Source organism: Vibrio sp. 704 (genome assembly GCF_033339295.1).
In genome coordinates this window covers 1-22545 of the sequence record NZ_JAWOUH010000019.1, presented here as the reverse complement: position 1 = coordinate 22545, position 22545 = coordinate 1, and the positions used below count along the sequence as shown (strand labels likewise).

The window sequence follows — 22545 nt, the reverse complement described above, 5'->3', positions numbered from 1 at the left end:
AAGCATTTTGGCTAAATATCAGCTATCTAGCTCATACATAGGCTGCTACAGTTATATCAATATCAATTCGATGTAATAGAGGTAGCCTATGTATCCCCACCTCACTGGTTTGGGTATTCACGACCCTAAGCAGATTGAACGTTATTCCCTACGCCAAGAAGCACACAAAGACGTACTCAAGATCTATTTCCACAAGCAAAAAGGCGAACTGTTCGCTAAAAGCGTTAAATTCAAATACCCGCGCCAAATCAAAAATGTTCTTGTGGACAGTGGCAGTCACAAATATAAAGAAGTAACGGAAATCAACCGTAACCTCACATTAGTCATTGATGAACTGAATAAAATCACTAAGCCAACGAAACAACCTGAGGTTGATGTAAAAGAGAAAATTCTTTCAGACCTTCGTCATTTAGAAAAAGTCGTTTCGAGCAAGATCGCAGAGATCGAAGCGGATCTTGAAAAACTAAAGTAAAACGTTAAGTCTTAAATATTAAAAAGGGTTAGCATTGATGCTAACCCTTTTTATTTGTACTCAATCATTATCTAGATCTAACTGCGCCGATTATCGGTTCATCCCACTCAAATCGAGTAAACAATTGCTGCCAAGTTTCATCAAGATTGGCCGTCATGACAATCTCTTGATCGGTAAATGGATGGACAAACCGTAACTCTGAAGCATGCAGTAGCAAACGATGAGAATCAAACTCTGTGCGATACAGCTTGTTGTGCTTTCCATCCCCGTGCGTTGTATCACCCACGATCGGATGGCGTAGATGTGCCATATGACGACGAAGTTGGTGCTTACGCCCCGTTTTAGGTTTCATCTCAACTAAGCAATAACGCGTTGTAGGAAATTTACCCGTCGAATAGGGAACCTCCACTTTAGCCAACGGCTTATATTCCGTCACCGCTTCTTGCGCTTCTTTTTCTTGTGAAGCGAACTTATCCGCAATCTTGTCTAACTCGACTTTGAGCGCGTAATCCAAGACGCCCTCTTCCTCAATCCAACCGCGTACTATTGCGTGGTATGTCTTTTCCATTTTATGTTCGGCAAACATCGGCATGACTTGTGATGCGACTTCACTCGACAACGCAAACACGAGCACACCAGATGTTGGACGATCCAGACGATGCAATGGGAACACATGCTGACCAATTTGGTCGCGCAAAGTTTGCATGACAAACTGAGTTTCGTGTTTATCTAACCAACTGCGATGCACTAACATGCCTGCAGGCTTGTTGACCGCTACAAAATATTCATCCTGATAAACGATCTCCAGCTCAACTGGTTCTGAAGATCGCGCTATTTTTTGTTCTAGCATTAGTTTACTTACACAGTTCGTCAATGGTTCGGATTGTAATAAGCAGCTCTGCGAACTGCGGTTCCTGCTTCCACGCTTCAGAAAAATAGGGCTCGAGAGAAAACCCTCTTGGCAGTGGTTGATTGTTTTCCACTAGTGCGTGCATTCTGGCTATAAAAATCCACTGCAACCACTCATGAGGATGCAACGTATCAATCGCAAATGGCTCCGCACTTTGTAAGGCTTGCTCTGAAGGCATAGTATATTGCCATAAGTTATGCTCTCTAAGCTGCGCTTCAAGTTGGTGAAGTAAGTCGACCAATTGAGTATTTGTTACCATTAATTCTATCTCGAACCTTGAATTAGCCGAGAATGATACCATTTCTTGTGAAAAGAACGTTAGGACGTCGTATTTAATGGAAAACATTCAAACCCTCACTCAACTGTTGAACAACAGCCGCTGTGATTATCAAATCTTCGATCTTGGTCGTCGTATCAAAACCATCGCTAAGAAAGAGTTTGCCGATGTAGAAAAAGGTCAAGCACCGTACCCATTCCCAATGCAGCGTAAAGCACACCTTGCCATCGCTTATTGGAATGAACAAAAGCAACCTTGGATTTGGTTTCTAAAGTTTGAATTGGACGAGCGCGGTTTGTTAAAGCAATCAGATATCGGCAATTTCATTAAATACGTAGTGGAAGCCATGGGAACACGCCTCAATGATGATATCACTGAAGAGCAACAGCAAAAGCTGTCTAACAACCCATACACTTTCAAACCTTCCGAAGATAAAATGGCCGTGTTTCATAGCCAGGTCCGCGCAAACCTCAATCTTCCTACCAGCCAATATTACGAGCATACCCAGCATTACTTCTCTGGAGGTTTAGGCTGGGATAATTGGCAAACTGTAGGTCTGCAAGGTATCACAGACATAGCCGCTCGCCTGGACAAAGAGCAAAACGGAGTAATGATACGCAAAGCGTTGAACCACCTACCAAATGAGCCACTTTATGCCCTATTAGGTGCGCTTGAGCATGTAGAGCTACAAGAGCGTTTAGCAGAACGTATCGCAGAAAAGGCACAGCAAGAAATCGCAAGTAGCGAACCTGATCTCTTCCTACTTTCAGCACTTATCCGAGCCCTTGCTGGTGCACCAACAGAAGTCGCCTCTCCAGTATTAGATGCGATATTGCATAGCCCTCGTTTAAGCCATCAGGAGGTATTGATTGGTGTGGCGGGCCGCGCTTGGCACTTACTCGCCAATGAAAAGGTAGCGGAACAGTTTTTGCTGCGTTTAGCTCAAACCGGTAATCAAGCCCTATTTAATCAGTTATTTGCCGATTTAGTGATGCTGCCAGAGTTAAGAATGGTGTTATTGCCTTTGCTGCATTCAAACCCATCAGAGGAACTAGCAAATGCGCTAGTAAGCTTACAACAAGCAACAAAAAGCTAAGAAAGGTTCAGGAATGATTGGTGATCTTTTAGCAATTTTAGGGCTCTGCTTTTTCTGTTACCTGTTTTGGCAACAGCGTCGCCAAGCCGAACTCGCAAAAGCGGCCATCACGCGTAAATGTGAGCAATTGGATCTCCAATTAATCAGCATCGCCTTTGGTGCCCATAAACTAAAAACGCCAGACGGAGTCTGGCGTTGGCATACGGTGTATCAATTTGAGTTTTCATCTCTTGGTGACGATTGCTACCAAGGAGAGTTAACCATGGTCGGTTTCAGGCCGCAGAACTTTCACCTACCACCGCATCGCTTGTAAATTCCATTTCAAAGTAAGGACCATATACATCCTTACTTTCTTTTGTTTTAACAAATCCCAGCTTTTTCAGTACCGCCATAGAAGCTTGATGATTGCTATTCACGTTAGCTTTCACCTTATTCAAGCCCAACTCACGGCACGCTTTGGGGAAAAATGCTTTTAGTGCTTCTGTTGCTAACCCTTTACCCCAATATGATTTATCAAAAATAAACCCTAATTCAGGTTCGGAATCGAGATTAGCAATGAACACGTGCCCCATATAGTCACGACTGGTGCTCTCTAGCACTGCCATACTATAAATGTTCTCATCATCCAGTATTTTCTCAAACATCTGTTTGGCAGACGCAACTGTATACGGACCATTCAATTCAGCACGGTTTTTCGCACAGCAATTCAGTATGACGAATTCTAGTTGCAACGACTCATTGTAGGGTAGAAGAAGCATTCTTCTGGTTACTATGGCCACATCTGTTCCTTGATTACAACAAACTTAATCTATCCGCAGATCACAAACTCGATGAGCTGAACATGCTCAATGATTGCGGGCATAACACCTTGTAGAGAAGCCGAAAGTTAAACCAACTGGTTGGAAAGGATATTGATCTGAGTTGTTTTTTATTAAGTGTTATTAGGAATTTATATATTTTGTGATATTGATATCCCCAAATAACATCGAGATGCTTAATTCAATGAGAACACTGGATATCGTTTTTATATAAGAAAGACCCCGACACATAAGTATCGGGGTCATGGTCTTACTCGCAGCAGTCCGGCTACTAAAAGTGCTCCATGCATCATCCATAATAGTGGCTGATTCCGTCAGCTTATTCCTTACGTCGCCGTCCTAGCGGTGTCCTTATCATCCTGACTGCTAACATTCCTCGTTAGCACACGTCACTTGTTCCTTGAGCGGTGTCCCTTGCATCTTCCTGATGCTGTCCATAACCTCAATCCTAGAGGGGTCCATTGTCTATCCTTAGTCATCAACATCCTATTGATGATCGTATCCTTACAATGTCCTACGCTCCATGCTTGATTAATCATCCTGACCAACCAAATCGTCTTCCTGACGATAACCAAATCCTTGGTGCTTTCCTGTTCCATGTCTGCTTCCTGCTGACAACTCTCAATTTACGCCTTTTCCAAAAATAGACAATCTATCCAAGATAAATATTTGGCTCTCACATTGGTTAACAAGTTGTTAAATCATTATTTATCATAAACTTAAGCTCTTTATCTTCTCTTTTTCCGCTTACGAAATCGTTTTCTCTCACAACCTATGTAAGAGATCTCTCACACTACACTCTCCAAAATGCCATTCGCCAAATTAGCGCACTCAACGTATGATGATAGATATATCGTTGTTAAGGATTAAAAATGTTAACTCAAGACGTTACTAAAGAATTAGAAGCGGTAATGGAACAACTGCAACAACAAGGAAAAGAACCAACCGTAGCGTTAGTGAAAGCACGCTTGAAAACGCCCATCCCAATGCCTGCATTAATCACCGCAATAAAAAGTTGGAAAAGTGCTCAGCGTGTTCCCAAGGTTGAAGTCGCAGCACAAGCGCACACCGATAATGATCGTCTTGCAGCGCTAGAAAGCACGGTGAAAAAATTAGTGGCTCGTATTGAAGAGCTAGAAGCCAAGCTAAGTGAGAAATCATCATGAAGTTATGGGTAGATGCAGACGCGTGTCCGAAAGTTATTCGCGAAACCATTGTGCGTGCCGCCGAGCGTACGGGGATTGAATGTACGTTTGTCGCTAACCACGTTGTCCCTGTGCCGAAAAGAGACAACATCCACTCGCTACAAGTCCCTGCGGGATTTGACATCGCAGACAACGAAATCGTCAAGCGTGTAGAAGCCAACGATTTGGTGATCACGTCAGATATTCCGCTTGCAGATGAGGTTATCTCTAAAGGCGCTCAAGCCCTCAGTTCTCGTGGCGAGCTCTATACAAAAGACACCATCAAAGCTCGCCTAAATATCCGCGACTTTATGGAAACCATGCGTTCAAGCGGAATTCAGACAGGTGGGCCCGCCGCGCTTTCTCAAACCGATCGACGCGAATTTGCAAACCATTTGGATCGTATTTTGGCGAAATTTAAGAAGTAACCCTCACTCTATTCATATTGAGCCAGCAAATAAAAGCCTGGCTCATTCCTGAAAATTCATTCTCAGCATTGCACCCAAAGCGTGCTCTTACTCCCATTTGTTTTGTTCTGTTTATTTTTCATCTCGCTCACCATAGCTTCAATATGCAACGTGGTTTATTTTGAACGACGTTTTTAATAAGTGTATAGAGAATAATGGGCTTTAACATCGTTTCCAGTGGAAGCTACCTGCCAACGAATCAATGGTCTGATCGAGAGATGGATCACTTCCTAAAATTAGCGCCAGGGACCTGCCGAAATAAATTCGACGTTGAATATCGTCATGTAGCCAATACAAAAGAGACCGCTATTTACATGGCGGTGCAGGCAATAGAGCAGTGTTTAGGAAACACACATACCTTAAGCTCCGTTGATCTCCTTATCTACGCTAGCGGTACACACCACCAGTCTCTACCCTACGACGCTTCAGCGGTTCTCGCCGCGTTAGACGCTCCAACATGGCTAGAAAGCTTTGATTTGAACAGCACCTGTTTATCCTTTCTCTCTGCGCTTGATCTTGCTCAGAGTCTATTCTTAGCAAAACGGTACCGTCGGATTCTTATTGTCACCAGCGAACTCGCCACTGGCATCACACTGAATCGAAATTTTACGCTCAAACCAGAAGTTGCAACCTTATTCGCGGACGGTGCCGCCGCATTTTTGCTCGAAGAACACAACGATGATGGATTGCTCACCAGTCACTTTGAAACGCATCATACCGGGTATTCATTTTGTCAAATTAAGGGCGGAGGTAGTCATATCAATCCGCATACCTCCGAGCATCAAGCCTATTTAAAAAGTTGCCAGTTTGAGATGGAGGGCAAAGCACTCTTTAAACATGTGCGTAAAGCCTTACCAGCGTTTCTAAAAAAAGGGTTTGACGCCTCTCCGGTAACACTCGGCGATATTGATTATTTTCTTCCTCATCAAGCCAGCGCGCATGGATTAAAAAAACTGCCTTCACTCACCGGGCTACCAACAGAGAAAACCGTTAATCACTTTTCGACTTTGGGAAACCAAGTCGCCGCCTCACTCCCAATTAACTTACACTGGCTGCGTAATCAGCCAGAAACCGCAGGAAATCATGTGTTATTAGCTGGCACCGCCGCAGGGTTGTCGCTAGGGATGGGAGTGCTAAAACTATGAAGATATTGGTCACTGGTGGCAGCGGGATGTTGGGTAGCGCAATTCTGAGAATGTTTCACCAGCAGCATGAACTGCATTTTATAGCACGAAATACAGTCATCGCTAAACAACTCGCCGAGCAATTCGATGTTATCCCCCATATAGTCGATTTAAGAGACCACTCAGCAGTTCATGCGGTATGCCAAGGTATGGATGCAGTCATCCATTGTGCCGCTCTCTCAAGCCCATGGGGAAAGTGGCAGGCGTTTTATCAAGCCAATGTAGATGCCACCAAAAACCTCGTCAATGCGGCTAATACGCATCAAATCTCGCGTTTTATCCATATTTCGTCCACCAGCGTCTACTTTGACCATCAAGACCGTTGGAATATTAGAGAAACCGACGCCATAGCTTCATACTGGTGTAATGATTACGCACACACAAAATATCTATCAGAAATTGAAGCCGTAAAAGGTCGAAGTAAAGCGATCATTTTAAGACCGCGTGGCATTTTTGGACCCAATGATCGCGCGATTATCCCAAGAGTGCTTAAGGCGATAAAAAACAACACTCTGCTTCTGCCATCGGGTAGAAATCCTGTGGTTGATCTGACCTATGTCGACAACGTTGCCCATGCAGCGATGCTCGCTTGCACTCAGGCAGACCGACTTCAGCATGGTGATGTGTTCAACATTTCCAACAACGAACCAATGCCAATTGAGACTGTTCTGCAAGCTTTATGTGAGGGGTTAAACCTAAAAGTAACGTTACAATCATTACCATACGGTGTGGTATCACCATTATTAAAGCTCAGTGAGCAAATACGAAGGCACTTACCACATCAGCCAGAACCAAGGCTCACCTCATACAGCGCAGGATTGTTTAACTATCATCAAACTCTGGATATCAGCAAGGCTAAACAAACACTGAATTACCAACCGCTTTTTTCAATTCAAGAAGGAATACAGCAGTATGCAAACTGGTCTAAAAATAAAAATCTTTGAGGCTGGACACTGCGTACACCCAGGCTTTGTTGTCAAACCAGGTTCTGGTATCAAGCCTAGAGCATTTCCGGCAGCCGTTGCGTTAATTCAGCACCCAACACAAGGCAACATCCTGTTTGACACGGGATATCACGAGCATTTTTTTAGCGCGACTCGTCCCTTCCCTGAACGTTTTTATGCTTGGACAACACCTTGTCGCTATAAAAAAGAACACGGAATTGTTGCGCAGTTAGCAAAAGAAAGTCTCAAACCTCATGATATTGAACACTTAGTGCTCTCCCACTTCCATGCTGATCACATTGCTGCCGTGTCTGAGTTTTCCCACTCTCAATTGCATTGCCAACAAAAAGGGGTAGATGCAATTACTAAAAGTGGTCGAATTGGAGGCGTAAGAAAAGGATACCTAAAAGCTCTACTTCCTCCACAGCTTGAACCTAACTTATTCATTCATAGTGATTTTTCTGTACCAATCAGCCAAATTCTTCCTCAGTGCCAAGGTGTTAATTTGCTCTGTAAAGACATGTTCGACGATGGATTTATTTATATGGTTAGCTTGCCAGGCCATGCAGCTGGCCAAGTGGGCTTGCTAGTTAAAAGAGACCAAAGTTGGCTGTTCTTACTCGCCGATGCATGCTGGTTAATCGAGAGCTTGAGTGAAAATATCGATCAACATTGGCTGGCGAACATGCTTTGCGATGATACAAAAGCCTATAAAAACACCCTCTCCGAGTTGAGAAGTTGCTACCAACAAACCCACCACTTTGTTCGCTTCGTGCCTTCACATTGTCAGGAAACTATCCAGCAGCTAATCAAAGAAGGATGGATGAAGTGAGAACGCTTATCTCAGAATTCTGGCGAACCCGCTACCGCCCCTTCGGCTCAAGGGAACAAGTCGAAACATGGCAGCAACAACACTTAACGCAACACTTGGATTGGGTATGCCGTCATTCACCGTATTACCGCTCACTTCAAGGTGCACCACTCAGTGATTTCCCTATCATGAATAAGCAAACCATGATGGAGAACCTCTCGGAGTTGAATACGAAAGGCTTAGATGCTGAACAGCTAATGCAACAAGCACTCGACGCAGAACAGTCACGCAACTTCGCCGCTTCGAAAGTTGGCGATGTTACTGTTGGGCTTTCTTCGGGCACATCAGGCATGCGCGGGTTGTTTCTTGCTGACAAACAGGAAACACAACTATGGGCTGGCAATATATTGGCTCGCCTGTTGCCCAACCTATGGCAAAAACACCGAATTGCTCTAGCCTTGCGCGCCAACAGCCCACTGTATAAATCCGTCGCGAAAGGGCCTGTAACATTTTTTTATGCCGATTTAACCAAACCATACCAAGAATGGATAAAAGAGCTGGATGAGTTCCAACCCACGCTTTTGGTTGGTAGTGCGCAAGCTCTTCAGCTCTGCGCCCAGTTCAGCGGTCAATTTGGTCAACCCGCAATTCAACCACAGCGGATCATTTCTGGTGCAGAAGTCCTAACCGAGAGTGACCGTCACTTTATTTCTCAACGGTTCGACAGCGAACTCCATGAAGTCTATCAATGTACTGAAGGTTTTCTTGCATGTACGGATCAGCATGGACAAATGCGCTGGAATCAAGATGTTGTTTACATCGAAAAACATTGGCTGAATACCGAACGTACTCATTACAGCCCAATCATTACCGATTTTCGTCGTAAAACTCAGCCAATTATTCGTTATCAGCTCGACGATATTATTGAGAATAAACAGGATAATGGCGTATTTGAACCTCTTGGCGCAATTGCCGGACGATGTGGTGATCGCCTCACGCTAAACGCAAACCACGTCCCAGTGACGGTGTTACCAGATCTCATCTACCGCGCTATAACACTATCCGCCCAAAGTCGCGTGGATTACCGAATCACCCAAACAGGGTCACAAGCCATTCAAATTGAAGCGGATGTTCACCACCATCGGGTTATACATCAAGCCTTGATAAAGTTGTTTGACCAATTGCGGCTTGATCCTGTCAGATTTAGTTACCGCCCTGCGCCTATTTGGACGCCAATGAATAAACAACGACGTGTGGTGAACATATGCGGGTCTTAATCACCGGAGCCCGATCACCAGTTGCACTAGAGTGGGCAACCATGTGTATGCATCATGGACATGACGTAACTCTCACCGATTCGCTAAAAAAACCTCTAGGATCGTTTTTGCGAGGCATCGAGTCTTATATCCCCACCGCTTCGCCTCGATTTGCGTTTCCCACCTATCAACAGCAGATCCTAAAAATCATTACTCAGATGCGTATTGATATGGTGATACCCACTTGTGAAGAAGTGTATTACTTGGCTCATGTTGCCAAACAATGCCCAGAAGTAGATTTTTTTCTGCCCCATGTAGGACTACTCAATGCCCTGCATAACAAGTTGACCGTCTATGAACAGCTTCAAGGTTTGCCAGAAATTACACTTCCCAAAACTCGTTTGGTCGCTGATAAAAGTGAGATTGAAATTAATAAGAGAACCGTTCTAAAGCCCGTTTACTCTCGGTTTGGCGGGCAAGTCATAAGAGATGTGACGACTCAGTCTATTTCTGCCGCCACGATATCGCCCCTTTACCCTTGGGTTCAGCAACAAAAAATCCATGGGACTCCGGTGTGTAACTATGCCATTTTTGAACATGGTGACCTTAAAGCACACCAAGCTTATGTGCCGAAATACTGTGTAAACGGCTCGGCCGCCAGTGCTTTTCAGCCGATCTCGTGCGAACGACTAGATAGATTTATCGCCGCTTTTGGTAAACGTCATACTTATCATGGGCAAGTGTCGTTTGACTTCATCAAATCACAAGATGAACTCTACGTGATTGAATGTAACCCAAGAGCCACCAGTGGTTTGCACCTACTCTCGTCTCGATGCAACCAACTGCTTCCTAATATGGATTTTGCCAGTCCTTCCAAGCAGCGATTGCATCATTTAGGGCCAATAACACTCATCGCTGAAGGTGGATTATCCCTATTTAAGGTTAGAACTTGGCAAGATTGGTGGTCTGGAGTGAATGTGATGCAACAGCATAACTTGCCGGTAGGGAGCCAAATCCGGAGTGTGTTTGAATTACTCCGGTTAGCTAGGCAGAAGAAGACGAAGTGGAGCAACGCTTCTACCGTTGATATTGAGTGGAATGGAGAGGCATTGAACTCATGACGCTTTCCTCTCAAGAATGGCATAAAACCTTTATCACTCTTATGCAGTCGAATCCCATTGATGAATGCACAGCAAGCTTTGGTTGCTACTATATCGATGATGTTGCCATTCCCTACTCCGTAACACCAAAAATACCAAACAACTGTTATGCCGTGTCCCCTATGACACTGCTTAGTGGCTACGCCGAAGAAGAGCTTCACAAAGTCAAAAATATGGCTGTTCGATGGGTATGTAAGCGACTTATTAATATGACTAAGCCAGTCTTATCATTGGCTGGATTGGATCAAGTCCAAACGCTCAACAATCAGTGCTTGTCCACCAATATGTATAGCGAACAATGGGAATCCTTAAATCTCGATGAACTGCGTCGCGTCGCACTCGATAAACATCCCACCTTTCCCTTGGTGCTTCGCTCCCTCAACCAGCGTCAACAATCACGCTTTATTCAGCGATTAGAGCAGCAGCAATGGCAAAGCTTGGTAACACGACAAGTGTATTTACTTGATGATTGGCAAGCGTTCAGCTTCAACCGAGATTTAACGAAAGACTTCAAACTGCTTAATGATAAAGATTGGCAGTTTAGGCCACTGACCACTGATGAAGAGTTTCAGCGTGCCAAAGAGTTATATGACATGCTTTACCTTGATAAATACAGCCTCAATAACATCCAGTTTTCAAGCCAATATTTAAAACAGGCGAGCCAGAACAAATTAGTATATTTAGTGGGACTGTTTTATCAAGAAGAGATGCTGGCTACGTTAGGCATTGTAGAAATTGATAATGATATGACTTGCCCAATTTTTGGCTACGATACCAATAAGCCACAACGCCTCGCATTGTATCGTCGAATATCGGCCTATACCATCCGCCACGCAATGATATTCCAGCGTCGCTTTAATATGAGCTCAGGTGCTCCGGCTTTTAAACGCAACAGAAAAGCCCAGCCAGAAATTGAATTTAGCTATGTGTATATTGCGCACTTACCCTGGTACAAACGCATAATTTGGAAAAGCTTGTGCTGGCTCACTCAGCACTTTTATCGCCCTTTGTTGATGCGTTTTCAGCTATAAACCGACATCTATAATCAGGTAAGCCTGCGTACACAGTCTCAATCGATAAAAAAGCCTGCGACGTTCGCAGGCTTTTTATAATGGAGCTGTGTGAGGTAACCGTTTTCTACGGTGTGTAGTATGTTGCTGCGCCAGGGCCTACTGGTAAACCAAATACGAATACCCATAGGTAGAACAGCACACTCCAACCTACAATGAAGCAGATTGAGTAAGGTAGCATGGTCGCGATCAGCGTACCGATACCTAAGTTCTTCATGTAACGAGTCGCTACGGCAAGAATCAAACCAAAGTAGCTCATCATTGGAGTAATGATGTTTGTCGTCGAGTCACCAATTCGGTAAGCAGCCTGAATCGTTTCCGGTGCATAACCAACAAGCATCAACATAGGAACAAAAATCGGAGCCGTTACTGCCCACTGTGCCGATGCCGAACCAATCATTAGGTTGATAAAGCCACACATCAGGATGAAGGCAAAGAACAACATTGGACCAGTTAAGCCAATTTCTTGCAGGAAGCTAGCGCCAGCAACCGCGAATACCTGACCGAAGTTAGTCCATTTAAAGAAAGCAACGAACTGAGCCGCAAAGAAAACTAATACAATGTACATGCCCATAGAAGACATAGATTTCGCCATTGCATCAATTACATCGCGATCCGTCTTCATCGTGCCAACAACTTTACCAAACACAAAGCCTGGAATAGCAAAGAACACAAAGATGAATGCCACGATACTTTTCAGGAATGGTGAACCTGCAATTGTACCTGCATCAGAACGTAGAATGCCGTCTTCTGGAACAACCGTCCAAGCAAGCAGCGCTGAAACAACCAGTACAGCAACACCTGCTAGTTTTAGGCCTTTCTTCTCAATGTCTGTTAAGCCACCCATTTTGTCGTTCGACAAATCTTCTGAGGCTTCTTCTTCACTGTATTTGCCAAGCTTTGGCTCAACAATTTTTTCAGTAACAAACGCACCTGTGATTGCAATGAAGAATGTCGACACAAACATGAAGTACCAGTTAACTTCTGGACCAACAGTGTAAGTTGGGTCGATCATTTGCGCCGCCGTTTCAGTAATGCCTGACAACAGCGGGTCAACCGTACCAATAAGTAGGTTTGCTGAGTAACCACCAGATACACCAGCGAACGCCGCAGCAAGACCAGCAAGTGGATGACGACCTAAAGAATGGAACAGCATTGCAGCCAGTGGAATAAGTACCACATAGCCAAGCTCTGATGCCGTATTTGAAATGATACCCGCGAAAACGACCGTCACTGTTACCATGCGTTGAGATGCACCCATGACTAAGCCACGCATTGCTGCAGATAGCAAGCCTGAGTATTCAGCAATAGCAACACCCAACATCGCAACCAATACCGTACCCAGAGGTGCAAAGCCGACAAAGTTTTTCACTAGATTGGTAACGATTAGTTCAAGGCCATCAGCGTTAAGCAAGCTAACGACATGAATCATGCCATCCGCGGCACGACCTTTTGCACCCTCAGGACGAGGGTCAACTACGGAAACTTCGAAGTATCCTGCAATACCCGACATCACCAGAATGGCTAAACAGAAAATGGCAAATAGTGTGATCGGGTGGGGTAATAAGTTCCCCAAATATTCGACAGTATCCAAAAAGCGCGTAAACAGCGGCTTCTTAGGCGAGTTTTGTTTAATTGAATCAGATGAACTCATCTGTTCCCTCCTTGTTTTTATTCCTATGCAAATGTGACAAAAATGTCAAAAAGCGTGCGAAGGGTACTTGAGTAGAAGGTCAAATAAAAGCCCTAAATGTTACAAACTGTGACGAACGGAGGTATTTATAACCAACATTGAATAAAAATGTAGATATTTCATCCATGTAAGATAATTAACTCAACATTATCAATTAAACAAAACCATAAGTTAGATATATGCAGGTTGATTACTTTTGCACAGCTTTGAATCTCGGGTTCGTTTTACAAATGACATAAAGACGCCCTCTCCGTTTTACAATCTGGCAATCCGGATGACGACTTTTTGCACTTTTTAATGATTTTACTACCTTCATGATTTATTCCTTTTCGCTCTTAAATTGACCAAAACGACGGTTGAAGTTCGCAATGCGACCTTCGGTTTGTACAACGCGCTGTTTACCGGTGTAGTACGGGTGAGAAGCTGACGACACATCTAACGTAAAGTAAGGGTAAGTTTTGCCATCTTTCCATTCGATGGTTCTCTCCGTTTTCAACGTAGAACCAACGACAAAGTACTTATCTACACTGGTGTCGTGGAACACCACAGGACGATATTCAGGGTGGATTCCTGGTTTCATAATACTTTTCCTTTCAATTAAATTGTTATGTTATAACATTTTAATTAATAATCATTATCAACAAGAAAAGCAAGAGAAATTTGTGATACTTTTCATCTCAATGAATTCTTAAAGATGTCCACCATGTATTCCATCGAACCCATCGGCGTCATTGAGACACCGTACAAAGAAAAGTTTGCAGTTCCGCGCCAACCACGCTTAGTACCAGAGGCTAAAGCACGCGTAAAACTGTTAGGTGCAGCAAATAGCCCTGAAGCAGTGCGTGGGCTAGAACAGTTCTCTCACGTTTGGTTGTTGTTTCTATTTGATCAGAATCTGGAAGCTGGTTGGAAACCAACTGTACGTCCGCCACGATTAGGCGGCAATGAACGAATTGGTGTCTTTGCCTCGCGCTCGACTTTCCGTCCAAACGGAATCGGAATGTCAGCCGTTGAAGTGAAAGGAGTCACTAAGCAAGGCGATCAAATCTATCTTGATTTAGGCAGTGTAGATCTCGTGGATGGGACACCGATTGTGGATATTAAGCCTTATATCCCCTATTCGGATTCTATTTCGGAAGCACAAGGCGGATACGCAGACCAAGAGCCAGAAAAGTCACAAGTCACCTTTTCTGCTCAAGCATTAGCAACGATAGAAAATCGATCCGATACTGACTATGTAAGATCAGTCATTGAACAAGTTCTGGCACAAGATCCTCGCCCTGCATATAAGAAAAACAAGCCGGACGACAAAGAATATGCGGTAAATTTGTTCGACTTGAACGTAAAGTTCACAGCAACAAGCAACTTAATAACGGTTACCGCTATTGAAAGCTTTTGACAAACGCAATTGGCTGATATTATAGACGGCTAACAAATTTCCCTTTAGGGAACTCCCATACTCCTGCTTATTCAAGCTTGAGTATCTAACTTAAATAAACGGATAAATTTAATGCGTACCAGTAATTATCTTCTTTCTACTCTGAAGGAGACTCCAAACGACGCAGAAGTAGTGAGCCACCAGCTCATGCTACGTGCAGGTATGATCCGTAAGCTGGCTTCAGGTTTATACACCTGGCTACCTACTGGTCTACGTGTACTGCGTAAAGTCGAAAACATCGTTCGTCAAGAAATCGACAATGCAGGCGCAGTCGAAACTTTGATGCCCGTTGTTCAGCCGTTTGAACTATGGGAAGAGACAGGCCGCAGCGAAAAGATGGGCCCTGAGCTACTTCGCTTTACTGACCGTCATGTTCGTCCGTTTGTACTTAGCCCAACCGCTGAAGAAGTGATCACAAGCCTTGTTCGCAATGAAGTGAGCTCTTACAAACAGCTTCCGCTAAACCTGTACCAAATCCAAACTAAATTCCGTGACGAACGACGCCCACGTTTTGGCGTAATGCGTTCACGTGAATTCTCAATGATGGATGCGTACAGCTTTGACATTGATAAAGACGGACTACAAAAGTCATACGACGCAATGCATGATGCTTACTGTAAAGCATTCGATCGCATGGGTCTGGATTACCGTCCTGTACTTGCAGATAGCGGTGCTATCGGTGGTAGCGGCTCTCAAGAGTTCCACGTACTGGCTGAAAGCGGCGAAGATATCATCGCATTTTCTAGCGAGTCAGATTACGCGGCAAACATTGAAAAAGCAGAAGCACTAGCTCCAGCCTCTGAGGCTGCGGCACCAACACAAGAAATGACGTTGGTTGATACGCCAAACGCGAAAACAATCGCTGAATTGGTTGAGCAGTTCGAACTACCAATTGAAAAAACAGTGAAAACACTGTTTGTGAAAGCATCTGACGAAGTTGATGCGCCAATCATCGCGCTTATTATTCGTGGTGATCATGAACTGAACGAAGTGAAAGCAGAAAACCTTCCTCAGGTTGCAGCTCCACTGGAAATGGCATCTGAAGAAGAAATTCGTGAGCTTATCGGTGCAGGCCCTGGTTCACTAGGCCCTGTTGGCCTTAAACTGCCGTTCATTGTTGACCGCAGCGTTGCGGTAATGAGCGACTTCGGTGCGGGCGCGAACATCGATGGCAAACACTACTTCGGTATTAACTGGGGTCGTGATGTAGAGCTTGGCCAAGTTGAAGACCTACGTAACGTTGTGGAAGGTGACCCAAGCCCATGTGGCAAGGGCATTATCCAGCTTAAGCGTGGTATCGAAGTTGGCCATATATTCCAACTAGGTAACGCTTACTCCGCAGCGATGAACTGTGGTGTACTGGGTCCTGATGGTAAGAACGTCATCCTAGAAATGGGTTGTTATGGTATCGGTATCACTCGCGTAGTAGCGGCTGCTATTGAACAAAACCACGACAAATACGGCATCATCTGGCCAGATGCAATCGCACCATTCCAGGTAGCGATCGTTCCAATGAACATGCACAAGTCAGAAGAAGTGAAAGAAGCCGCTGAGAAATTGTACGCTGAGCTAACGGCAATGGGCATCGAAGTGCTATTTGACGACCGTAAAGAACGCCCAGGCGTAATGTTCTCTGACATGGAGCTTATTGGTGTACCGCATACAATTATTATCGGTGACCGCTCAATGAAAGAAGGCAACTTCGAATACAAGAACCGTGCTACTGGTGAGAAAACAGCAGTCGCAATGACTGACATTGTTGAGCACGTAAAAGCTCAACTAAAGTAAGCACTAGACGAGTTCGCATTTGAGGTAGTTTCAAATAGTTAAAAAGGGTTGGCTTCGGTCAGCCCTTTTTATTACAGCTCAACGCCCCCCTCCACCTTTTTCGAACTATTCACTTTGTTAATCTTTGGTTCAGCTTCTTGCTATTAAACTGATTTCATCATCTAAAGGAGGTCAGTTATGGATTTAAAAAGTCTTCTAAACCAAGCACTCAAATCAGACTTACTTAAGCAAGGTGCAGATGCATTGGGCAAACAAACCAACAACATCAAATCCTCATCAAATTCAAGTAGCCTAAAAACGCTAGGAGCAGGTGCTGTAGGCGGAGGCCTCATCGGTATGCTGATGGGCTCAAAGAAAAGTAAAAAAATGACTAAAAAAATAGGGTCAAGCGCATTAAAAGTCGGTGGCGCAGCTGCGCTTGGAGCCTTGGCCTACAAAGTGTATAACGACTGGCAAGCCAAGCAATCCGGTCAAGGTGTTCAAGAAACCTTTGACCCCGATGACAGTAAACACAGTGTCTTAATTTTAAAAGCAATGATTGGAGCTGCAAAAGCTGATGGTCACGTTGATGAAGAGGAAATGGCGCGCATTGAACAAGCTCTCGCGGATATGGGCGCAGATGAGCACGTTCGTCACCTCGTTCAGCAAGAGTTAAACAAACCGCTTGATCCTGCTGAAATTGCTAATCAGGCGACCTCTCCTCAACAAGCGTCAGAAATTTACCTGGCGTCTTTGATCGTCGCTGATGAACAAAACTTTATGGAAAAAGCGTATCTGCAAGAACTAGCAAAACAACTTCAACTTTCACCAGAAGTCACTCAGCAGTTAGAAGCACAAATGCAGTGATTAAATCTCGCTCAAGCAAACCTTCAACTTGAGCCAAAACAACTCTGTACTTTGAGTTTCAAATCCGCTGTGTGTATATTGAGATAAGTTATCATTTAGTGGAAAGAAAACATGCAAGTATACGGCTGTTGTGAACTGGTTCGTGAGCTTTATGCTCAGATTGGTAGTGGCGATCAAGCTTATATTCCCCAAGCAATTTCATGTGCAGTTAAAGCACTGAACGATGTTGCAGCGGATGAGTCCCTGCCTAAAGAAGTGCGTGAAAAAGCGGCATTTGCTGCGGCAAACCTACTGATTTCAGATTTTGAGGATAAGTAATGAATCTAGCGAACTTTGAATCCATGGACCCTGTCATGCTGATGAGCATTGTGAATATGAAGCTACGCGATGACTTCGGAGGTGATCTGGACAAACTGGTGGCTTTCTTCGATATCGAGCGCACAGCACTGGAGACAAAACTGGCTTCTGCTGGTTTTGACTTTCTTCCAGAAGCAGGACAATTCCGTTAATCCACACCATGCTTGGCGGATAACCGAAACGAGAATAACCAATATGAAAAAGGGCTTGATGAGTTACCATCAAGCCCTTTTCTTTTATTCGATAGACGTCTCGGTTAGCCAAATGAAGCCCAGATGACTGTCGCCACAAGAATTGGACATACAAACTTCACATACGCAGGCCATAACTTACCAAACCAACCTTGCGTAAACTCCGGGCAACCTTGCTCAAGCTCTTTGATTTTTGAGTTGCGATTCCATACCCAACCACCAAATAAGCAGAATAAGAGCGCAGCGGTTGGTTGTAGATACTGAGTAGCAACCGTCGCGACCATACCAAATAGAGCACCAAAATTATAAACAATCACCACACTGAACAAAGCAATGAGACCACCTAAAACCCAGCTCGTTGCGCTGCGCTTAGTATTGAAGCGCTCACTCACTAAAGCCACTGGACACTCTAACATTGAAATGGAAGACGTTAGCGCCGCAATCGTCAACAATAAGAAGAACACAATAGAGAATAATTGACCAAGCAAACCTAAACTATCAAACATTAGTGGCAATACCGTAAACACTAACGTATCTGAGCTTAAGAGAGAGCCATCTTCTGCATAGATTTGAACGCCCTTTTGCATTGCTACAAACATCGCTGGCATCACCACTAACCCTGCAATGAAAGCAACGGCAGTATCTACCATGGTCACGTTCATCGCCATCTTTGGTAGGTTCTCTTTCTTACTCAAGTAAGAGCCATAAATCAGCATTGAACAGCCACCGATCGTAAGCGAGAAGAAGCCCTGTCCCATTGCAGCAAGAATCAACTTGCGGTCCCATACCTTTTCAAAATCCGGCACTAGGTAATGTTTCAGACCTTCCATCGCACCGTTTTGCGTCATGATGTAAGCAAATAGCAGAGCAAACAAAACAAACAATGCTGGCATCAAACGTGTGGACCACTTCTCAATACCTTGTTTTACGCCACCTTGTACGATGAGAATCGTCAGTACATAAAAAGTAATGGTTCCGAACAAGTTACGTTCAACACTAAAGCCCTTTAGCCATTGAGTTGCAGCTTCTAACCCCATTAGATCTGTGATTGCACCCAGTAAAAAGCAGATCAACCAACCACCAACAATTGAATAAAACGCTAAGACAGCGCTTGGTACGCTTAAACCAATCCAACCCACAATGCCGCCGAGCTTTTTACCGGCAGGGTTATCTGTGATTGCACGCATACTGTCTACAGGGTTGGCTTGACCATGGCGACCAATCGCCATTTCAACCACCAGCATCGGAAATGCGACGATAAGAATCATCACCAAATAAACTAACAGGAAAGCACCGCCACCATTACTGGCTGCTTGAGTTGGGAAGCCCCAAATATTGCCAAGGCCAACTGCGGCACCTGCGGCAGCTAAGATGAACCCGAGACGAGAGCCAAAATGCTCGCGAGGCTGAGAAGAGGTTTGCTGTGTCATACTACTCACACAAAAATATCATTGAACTAGCTAACTAGTACACTATAGCAATATTCACTATTCAACAAGAGCACCTCGGTTAAATCCTCGACAGTTGAAACAATTTGTAGTCATTCAGCTTGTAAATTTTAACGTACATCTCATATTCATCGCTCAAAAGCCTCGCGACTGTTGTTCGTTTTACGTGGCTGAATTTTACCAATCCTTCTGCCGTGAAGTGAGCCGAAAAATAATGAGCTCTGGTGTAAGGGACGAACTGTTCCTCGTGATACTGTGTCGAAAAGCAGAATATTGTGCTTCGCTTTTTCCCCCTAATGTCTATTTATCAGCTAGTTATTACTCTGTTCTCATTTATACCCATGATTCAAGGAGAGGAAAATGAAGGTCACCCTACTTCACGGAGCGATGGTTGTAGCACTCAGCGCCAGCTACCAAGCTCAAGCCTATAACTGTCAAAGTTTACCCGACTGGGACAGCACTGCGACTTATACATCGGGCGCTTTAGTAAAAACGCAAGGAGCCGCTTATGAGGCTGCATATTGGACGCAAGGCAATGATCCCGTGACCAACTCAGGATCTTGGGAAGCATGGAAAGCGTTAGGGCAATGTGATGGTGGAAGCAACAATTTATCACCAACGGTGTCGTTCTCCTCTCCATTAAACAACGCACAAATTCCCGAAGGCAGTGCGATCACTTTGTTAGCCAACGCAACTGACGAAGATGGCCAAATCACACAAATTGAGTTTGTTGCAGGCAACCAAACCGTTGCTGTGGTAACTCAAGCACCATTCGAAGCTTCTTGGACCGCTATTGAAGGGATCTCGCAATTGACCGCAATTGCGACAGATAATGAGGGAGCTGTTAGCACCACGACGATTTCTATCCAAGTTCAACCACAAGTCGAATTACCGCCACCAAGCATTTCATTGACAAGCCCAGTAGGCACAGAAGTGCTTAATGTAGGCGATAACCTAACCGTAGCCGCTCAAGCTGACGATATTGATGGTGTGGTCACACAAGTTGAGTTCTTCGTAAACAATCAATCTGTCGCCATTGATACTAGCGCACCTTACGAATATCAATGGACCGCTAGTCCAGGTACATACTCGTTCAAAGCACAAGCGACTGATGATACAAACCTCGCAACGATGAGCCAAGAAGTAGCGCTGGTTATTAGTAATTCAGAAACCGGAACGGGCGGATGTGCAGATGCAGTACCTTATGTGGCAGGCACAAGTTATCAAGCTGGCGACCTGATTTCTCACTTCAACCAAAAATATCGTTGTGATGTTGCTGGTTGGTGCTCCTCGGATGCGACATGGGCTTACGAGCCTGGTGAAGGGCTATACTGGCAAGATGCTTGGAGTGGCCTAGGTGCTTGTTCGACACCACCGCAAGTTACCATTACGGCACCAACGGATGGACAAGTCGTGCTCGCTGGCAGCAATAACGAAATCACGGCAAACGCAAGCGATGCTGATGGCACAGTCACGCAAGTTGAGTTTTTTGCGAACAACACCAGCTTAGGGGTCACCACTCAAGCGCCATATTCCGTTACTTGGAACGCCACACTTATTGGCGCTAACCAGCTTAAAGCCGTCGCAACCGATAATGATAACAACACGTCAGAGTCCCTGGTTGGTGTGGAAGTCAGCGATAAAGATTTGGTCGTCTCTCTGACTTCACCAAGCAGCGGTCAAACCGTCGGATTAGGCAAAAGTCTCGCATTAAGCGCCGATGCAACGTCTTTAACTTCAGGCATTAAACACGTTGATTTCATGATCAACGGCTCTATTGTTGCAACCGATACCACAGCACCTTACACAGCCAACTGGACACCAACTGCACTTGGTAACTTTACAGTTAGCGCCCAAGCTGTGGATTTGTCAGGAAGCAATGCACTGTCTGACGCCGCAGCAATAACGGTGGTTGAGCAAGTAGAGAAACGCCATAAACTCATCGGTTACTGGCACAATTTTGTAAATGGTGCGGGCTGTCCAATTCGTCTAGCAGATATGGCAGATGCTTGGGATGTGATTGATATTGCCTTTGCTGAAAATGATCGCAACAGTGATGGCACTGTGCACTTTAATCTATATTCAGGCGATATTTACAGCGATTGTCCAGCACTCGATCCAACACAATTCAAGCAGGACATGGCAGCGCTTCAAGCTAAAGGTAAGAAGTTTGTTCTCTCTCTTGGCGGCGCAGAAGGCACGATTACGCTGAATACCGACCAAGATGAAGCCAACTTTGTCTCTAGCCTAACAGGTCTTATCGCTGAGTGGGGCTTTGATGGTCTAGATGTGGATTTAGAGAGTGGTTCTAACTTAGTTCATGGCTCGCAAATTCAAGCTCGCCTTGGTCGTGCTTTGCTTCAAATAGAGCAAAACATGGGTGGAGATATGTACCTAACCATGGCGCCTGAGCACCCTTATGTTCAAGGCGGCTATGTGGCTTACAGCGGTATTTGGGGAGCTTACATTCCTGTGATAAACGAGACACGCAGCACGCTCGACTTGCTTCACGTCCAGTTATATAACAACGGCGGTTTGCCAAACCCATACCTGCCAGGCAGTGCACCAGAAGGCTCTGTGGATATGATGGTAGCGCAATCTAAAATGCTTATCGAAGGTTTTGAGTTGGCCGACGGCACTCAATTTGCACCATTGCGCGATGATCAAGTCGCAATCGGTTTACCTTCAGGTCCTAGCTCGGCAAATTCAGGGCAGGCTCCAACACAGAATATTATCAACGCACTAGATTGTTTAACCAAAGGCACTTCATGTGGCACCGTAAAACCAGCGTACCATTACCCGAATTATGCAGGAGTAATGACATGGTCTATCAACTGGGATCAGCATGATGGCTTTAACTTCTCAAAACCTGTCGGCGATAAACTCACCGAGATGAATGCGCAATAAGCTATCAAAGAATAAGCGAGTAAAACGCAAAGAGAGCACAATAGTGCTCTCTTTCTTTATCTCATCGAGTTTTTGCTTTTTAATGAGTAATTAAATCGTAAATACTCGGTAATCTTTTAGCTCAGGGATTTTCTTCAACAGATCGTTTTCTTGCCCTGCCATGTCATCCAGCGAATCGCACAAGTCTTCTGCTTGTTGTTCTACCTCTTTTGAATGCTCGGCTAAACG

General features: G+C 44.7%; 25 protein-coding genes. 17 read left to right on the top strand and 8 right to left on the bottom strand.

The window, feature by feature from the left end; all coding sequences use genetic code 11:
- Window positions 1-88 precede the first annotated feature (88 nt).
- Entirely contained in the window at window positions 89-472 is a 384-nt protein-coding gene (locus R7R24_RS19510) for a DUF3461 family protein (protein ID WP_005380322.1), read from the top strand.
- A gap of 67 nt (window positions 473-539) precedes the next feature.
- On the opposite strand, the gene truC is transcribed toward R7R24_RS19510, so the two are convergent.
- Window positions 540-1322 carry a tRNA pseudouridine(65) synthase TruC gene (gene truC / locus R7R24_RS19505; protein WP_005391793.1) on the bottom strand — a complete coding sequence of 261 codons (783 nt, stop codon included), beginning with the start codon at window positions 1320-1322 and terminating at the stop codon, window positions 540-542.
- A gap of 4 nt (window positions 1323-1326) precedes the next feature.
- Complete coding sequence (locus R7R24_RS19500; RefSeq protein ID WP_054577586.1) at window positions 1327-1641, bottom strand: YqcC family protein; 315 nt, start codon at window positions 1639-1641, stop codon at window positions 1327-1329.
- A 76-nt stretch (window positions 1642-1717) separates the two neighbouring features.
- On the opposite strand from R7R24_RS19500, the gene R7R24_RS19495 reads away from it, so the two are divergent.
- Complete coding sequence (locus R7R24_RS19495; protein ID WP_025768244.1) at window positions 1718-2755, top strand: DUF3549 family protein; 1038 nt, start codon at window positions 1718-1720, stop codon at window positions 2753-2755.
- 13 nt (window positions 2756-2768) lie between these two features.
- Complete coding sequence (locus R7R24_RS19490) at window positions 2769-3068, top strand: DUF3301 domain-containing protein (RefSeq protein WP_005380315.1); 300 nt, start codon at window positions 2769-2771, stop codon at window positions 3066-3068.
- Here the strand turns inward: R7R24_RS19490 and R7R24_RS19485 are convergent.
- On the bottom strand, window positions 3028-3513 hold the full coding sequence (locus R7R24_RS19485) for a GNAT family N-acetyltransferase (RefSeq protein ID WP_081008257.1): 486 nt from the start codon (window positions 3511-3513) through the stop codon (window positions 3028-3030). The genes R7R24_RS19490 and R7R24_RS19485 overlap by 41 nt on opposite strands.
- A 932-nt stretch (window positions 3514-4445) precedes the next feature.
- Between R7R24_RS19485 and R7R24_RS19480 the strand changes: the two genes are divergently transcribed.
- From R7R24_RS19480 to R7R24_RS19445, 8 genes are all read left to right on the top strand, one after another.
- On the top strand, window positions 4446-4739 hold the full coding sequence (locus R7R24_RS19480; protein WP_054577584.1) for a hypothetical protein: 294 nt from the start codon (window positions 4446-4448) through the stop codon (window positions 4737-4739).
- Window positions 4736-5185, top strand: a complete 450-nt coding sequence (locus tag R7R24_RS19475; RefSeq protein ID WP_005380310.1) for a YaiI/YqxD family protein — start codon at window positions 4736-4738, stop codon at window positions 5183-5185. The genes R7R24_RS19480 and R7R24_RS19475 overlap by 4 nt, the downstream gene beginning before the upstream one ends.
- Window positions 5186-5379: 194 nt before the next feature.
- Entirely contained in the window at window positions 5380-6369 is a 990-nt protein-coding gene (locus R7R24_RS19470; RefSeq protein WP_196333374.1) for a ketoacyl-ACP synthase III, read from the top strand.
- Window positions 6366-7352 (top strand): NAD-dependent epimerase/dehydratase family protein, encoded by a 987-nt coding sequence (locus R7R24_RS19465; protein ID WP_005380308.1) that lies wholly within the window; start codon window positions 6366-6368, stop codon window positions 7350-7352. The genes R7R24_RS19470 and R7R24_RS19465 overlap by 4 nt, the downstream gene beginning before the upstream one ends.
- On the top strand, window positions 7321-8184 hold the full coding sequence (locus R7R24_RS19460; RefSeq protein ID WP_005380307.1) for an MBL fold metallo-hydrolase: 864 nt from the start codon (window positions 7321-7323) through the stop codon (window positions 8182-8184). The genes R7R24_RS19465 and R7R24_RS19460 overlap by 32 nt, the downstream gene beginning before the upstream one ends.
- Window positions 8172-9440, top strand: coding sequence for a F390 synthetase-related protein (locus R7R24_RS19455; protein ID WP_175413466.1), 1269 nt, complete (start codon window positions 8172-8174; stop codon window positions 9438-9440). Before R7R24_RS19460 ends, R7R24_RS19455 begins: the two co-directional genes overlap by 13 nt.
- Window positions 9428-10540, top strand: a complete 1113-nt coding sequence (locus tag R7R24_RS19450) for an ATP-grasp domain-containing protein (RefSeq protein ID WP_054577583.1) — start codon at window positions 9428-9430, stop codon at window positions 10538-10540. The genes R7R24_RS19455 and R7R24_RS19450 overlap by 13 nt, the downstream gene beginning before the upstream one ends.
- On the top strand, window positions 10537-11610 hold the full coding sequence (locus tag R7R24_RS19445) for a hypothetical protein (RefSeq protein ID WP_054577582.1): 1074 nt from the start codon (window positions 10537-10539) through the stop codon (window positions 11608-11610). The genes R7R24_RS19450 and R7R24_RS19445 overlap by 4 nt, the downstream gene beginning before the upstream one ends.
- Before the next feature lie 106 nt (window positions 11611-11716).
- On the opposite strand, the gene R7R24_RS19440 is transcribed toward R7R24_RS19445, so the two are convergent.
- The 3 genes from R7R24_RS19440 to R7R24_RS19430 all read right to left on the bottom strand — a co-directional run bounded on the left by R7R24_RS19440 (window position 11717) and on the right by R7R24_RS19430 (window position 13922).
- Complete coding sequence (locus R7R24_RS19440) at window positions 11717-13303, bottom strand: AbgT family transporter (RefSeq protein ID WP_005380301.1); 1587 nt, start codon at window positions 13301-13303, stop codon at window positions 11717-11719.
- Between the two features lie 229 nt (window positions 13304-13532).
- The gene (gene ykgO / locus R7R24_RS19435; RefSeq protein WP_005380299.1) at window positions 13533-13658 is read right to left on the bottom strand and encodes a type B 50S ribosomal protein L36; all 126 of its coding nucleotides are present in this window, start codon (window positions 13656-13658) and stop codon (window positions 13533-13535) included.
- Window positions 13659-13661: 3 nt separating this feature from the next.
- Window positions 13662-13922 carry a type B 50S ribosomal protein L31 gene (locus R7R24_RS19430; RefSeq protein ID WP_005380295.1) on the bottom strand — a complete coding sequence of 87 codons (261 nt, stop codon included), beginning with the start codon at window positions 13920-13922 and terminating at the stop codon, window positions 13662-13664.
- 123 nt (window positions 13923-14045) lie between these two features.
- Here R7R24_RS19430 and tsaA point away from each other — a divergent pair, with 123 nt between their 5' ends.
- From tsaA to R7R24_RS19405, 5 genes are all read left to right on the top strand, one after another.
- On the top strand, window positions 14046-14741 hold the full coding sequence (gene tsaA, locus R7R24_RS19425; protein WP_005380294.1) for a tRNA (N6-threonylcarbamoyladenosine(37)-N6)-methyltransferase TrmO: 696 nt from the start codon (window positions 14046-14048) through the stop codon (window positions 14739-14741).
- A gap of 111 nt (window positions 14742-14852) precedes the next feature.
- On the top strand, window positions 14853-16568 hold the full coding sequence (locus tag R7R24_RS19420) for a proline--tRNA ligase (protein WP_054577581.1): 1716 nt from the start codon (window positions 14853-14855) through the stop codon (window positions 16566-16568).
- A gap of 177 nt (window positions 16569-16745) precedes the next feature.
- The gene (locus tag R7R24_RS19415; RefSeq protein WP_005380291.1) at window positions 16746-17414 is read left to right on the top strand and encodes a tellurite resistance TerB family protein; all 669 of its coding nucleotides are present in this window, start codon (window positions 16746-16748) and stop codon (window positions 17412-17414) included.
- Window positions 17415-17525: 111 nt separating this feature from the next.
- The gene (locus R7R24_RS19410) at window positions 17526-17732 is read left to right on the top strand and encodes a YaeP family protein (RefSeq protein WP_005391765.1); all 207 of its coding nucleotides are present in this window, start codon (window positions 17526-17528) and stop codon (window positions 17730-17732) included.
- Window positions 17732-17923 carry a DUF4250 domain-containing protein gene (locus tag R7R24_RS19405; protein ID WP_005380289.1) on the top strand — a complete coding sequence of 64 codons (192 nt, stop codon included), beginning with the start codon at window positions 17732-17734 and terminating at the stop codon, window positions 17921-17923. The genes R7R24_RS19410 and R7R24_RS19405 overlap by 1 nt, the downstream gene beginning before the upstream one ends.
- 104 nt (window positions 17924-18027) lie before the next feature.
- On the opposite strand, the gene R7R24_RS19400 is transcribed toward R7R24_RS19405, so the two are convergent.
- Window positions 18028-19392: a sodium-dependent transporter gene (locus R7R24_RS19400; protein WP_005391763.1), complete on the bottom strand. Its 1365-nt coding sequence runs from the start codon at window positions 19390-19392 to the stop codon at window positions 18028-18030.
- 378 nt (window positions 19393-19770) lie between these two features.
- Here R7R24_RS19400 and R7R24_RS19395 point away from each other — a divergent pair, with 378 nt between their 5' ends.
- Window positions 19771-22317 (top strand): Ig-like domain-containing protein, encoded by a 2547-nt coding sequence (locus R7R24_RS19395; RefSeq protein ID WP_054577580.1) that lies wholly within the window; start codon window positions 19771-19773, stop codon window positions 22315-22317.
- Between the two features lie 90 nt (window positions 22318-22407).
- Here R7R24_RS19395 and R7R24_RS19390 read toward each other — a convergent pair.
- Window positions 22408-22545, bottom strand: a 138-nt coding sequence (locus R7R24_RS19390; RefSeq protein ID WP_318119601.1) for a DUF2884 family protein, incomplete at its 5' end; no start/stop codon positions are given.

Coding starts and splice junctions, on each gene's coding strand:
- R7R24_RS19500 (WP_054577586.1), bottom strand. CDS start 1,641: ATGGTAACAAATACTCAATTGGTCGACTTACTTCACCAACTTGAAGCG.
- R7R24_RS19450 (WP_054577583.1), top strand. CDS start 9,428: ATGCGGGTCTTAATCACCGGAGCCCGATCACCAGTTGCACTAGAGTGG.
- R7R24_RS19395 (WP_054577580.1), top strand. CDS start 19,771: ATGAAGGTCACCCTACTTCACGGAGCGATGGTTGTAGCACTCAGCGCC.
- R7R24_RS19490 (WP_005380315.1), top strand. CDS start 2,769: ATGATTGGTGATCTTTTAGCAATTTTAGGGCTCTGCTTTTTCTGTTAC.
- R7R24_RS19475 (WP_005380310.1), top strand. CDS start 4,736: ATGAAGTTATGGGTAGATGCAGACGCGTGTCCGAAAGTTATTCGCGAA.
- R7R24_RS19465 (WP_005380308.1), top strand. CDS start 6,366: ATGAAGATATTGGTCACTGGTGGCAGCGGGATGTTGGGTAGCGCAATT.
- R7R24_RS19495 (WP_025768244.1), top strand. CDS start 1,718: ATGGAAAACATTCAAACCCTCACTCAACTGTTGAACAACAGCCGCTGT.
- R7R24_RS19485 (WP_081008257.1), bottom strand. CDS start 3,513: ATGCTTCTTCTACCCTACAATGAGTCGTTGCAACTAGAATTCGTCATA.
- R7R24_RS19405 (WP_005380289.1), top strand. CDS start 17,732: ATGAATCTAGCGAACTTTGAATCCATGGACCCTGTCATGCTGATGAGC.
- R7R24_RS19480 (WP_054577584.1), top strand. CDS start 4,446: ATGTTAACTCAAGACGTTACTAAAGAATTAGAAGCGGTAATGGAACAA.
- R7R24_RS19455 (WP_175413466.1), top strand. CDS start 8,172: ATGGATGAAGTGAGAACGCTTATCTCAGAATTCTGGCGAACCCGCTAC.
- R7R24_RS19410 (WP_005391765.1), top strand. CDS start 17,526: ATGCAAGTATACGGCTGTTGTGAACTGGTTCGTGAGCTTTATGCTCAG.
- R7R24_RS19510 (WP_005380322.1), top strand. CDS start 89: ATGTATCCCCACCTCACTGGTTTGGGTATTCACGACCCTAAGCAGATT.
- R7R24_RS19470 (WP_196333374.1), top strand. CDS start 5,380: ATGGGCTTTAACATCGTTTCCAGTGGAAGCTACCTGCCAACGAATCAA.
- R7R24_RS19445 (WP_054577582.1), top strand. CDS start 10,537: ATGACGCTTTCCTCTCAAGAATGGCATAAAACCTTTATCACTCTTATG.
- ykgO (WP_005380299.1), bottom strand. CDS start 13,658: ATGAAGGTAGTAAAATCATTAAAAAGTGCAAAAAGTCGTCATCCGGAT.
- R7R24_RS19430 (WP_005380295.1), bottom strand. CDS start 13,922: ATGAAACCAGGAATCCACCCTGAATATCGTCCTGTGGTGTTCCACGAC.
- R7R24_RS19420 (WP_054577581.1), top strand. CDS start 14,853: ATGCGTACCAGTAATTATCTTCTTTCTACTCTGAAGGAGACTCCAAAC.
- tsaA (WP_005380294.1), top strand. CDS start 14,046: ATGTATTCCATCGAACCCATCGGCGTCATTGAGACACCGTACAAAGAA.
- truC (WP_005391793.1), bottom strand. CDS start 1,322: ATGCTAGAACAAAAAATAGCGCGATCTTCAGAACCAGTTGAGCTGGAG.
- R7R24_RS19460 (WP_005380307.1), top strand. CDS start 7,321: ATGCAAACTGGTCTAAAAATAAAAATCTTTGAGGCTGGACACTGCGTA.
- R7R24_RS19440 (WP_005380301.1), bottom strand. CDS start 13,303: ATGAGTTCATCTGATTCAATTAAACAAAACTCGCCTAAGAAGCCGCTG.
- R7R24_RS19400 (WP_005391763.1), bottom strand. CDS start 19,392: ATGACACAGCAAACCTCTTCTCAGCCTCGCGAGCATTTTGGCTCTCGT.
- R7R24_RS19415 (WP_005380291.1), top strand. CDS start 16,746: ATGGATTTAAAAAGTCTTCTAAACCAAGCACTCAAATCAGACTTACTT.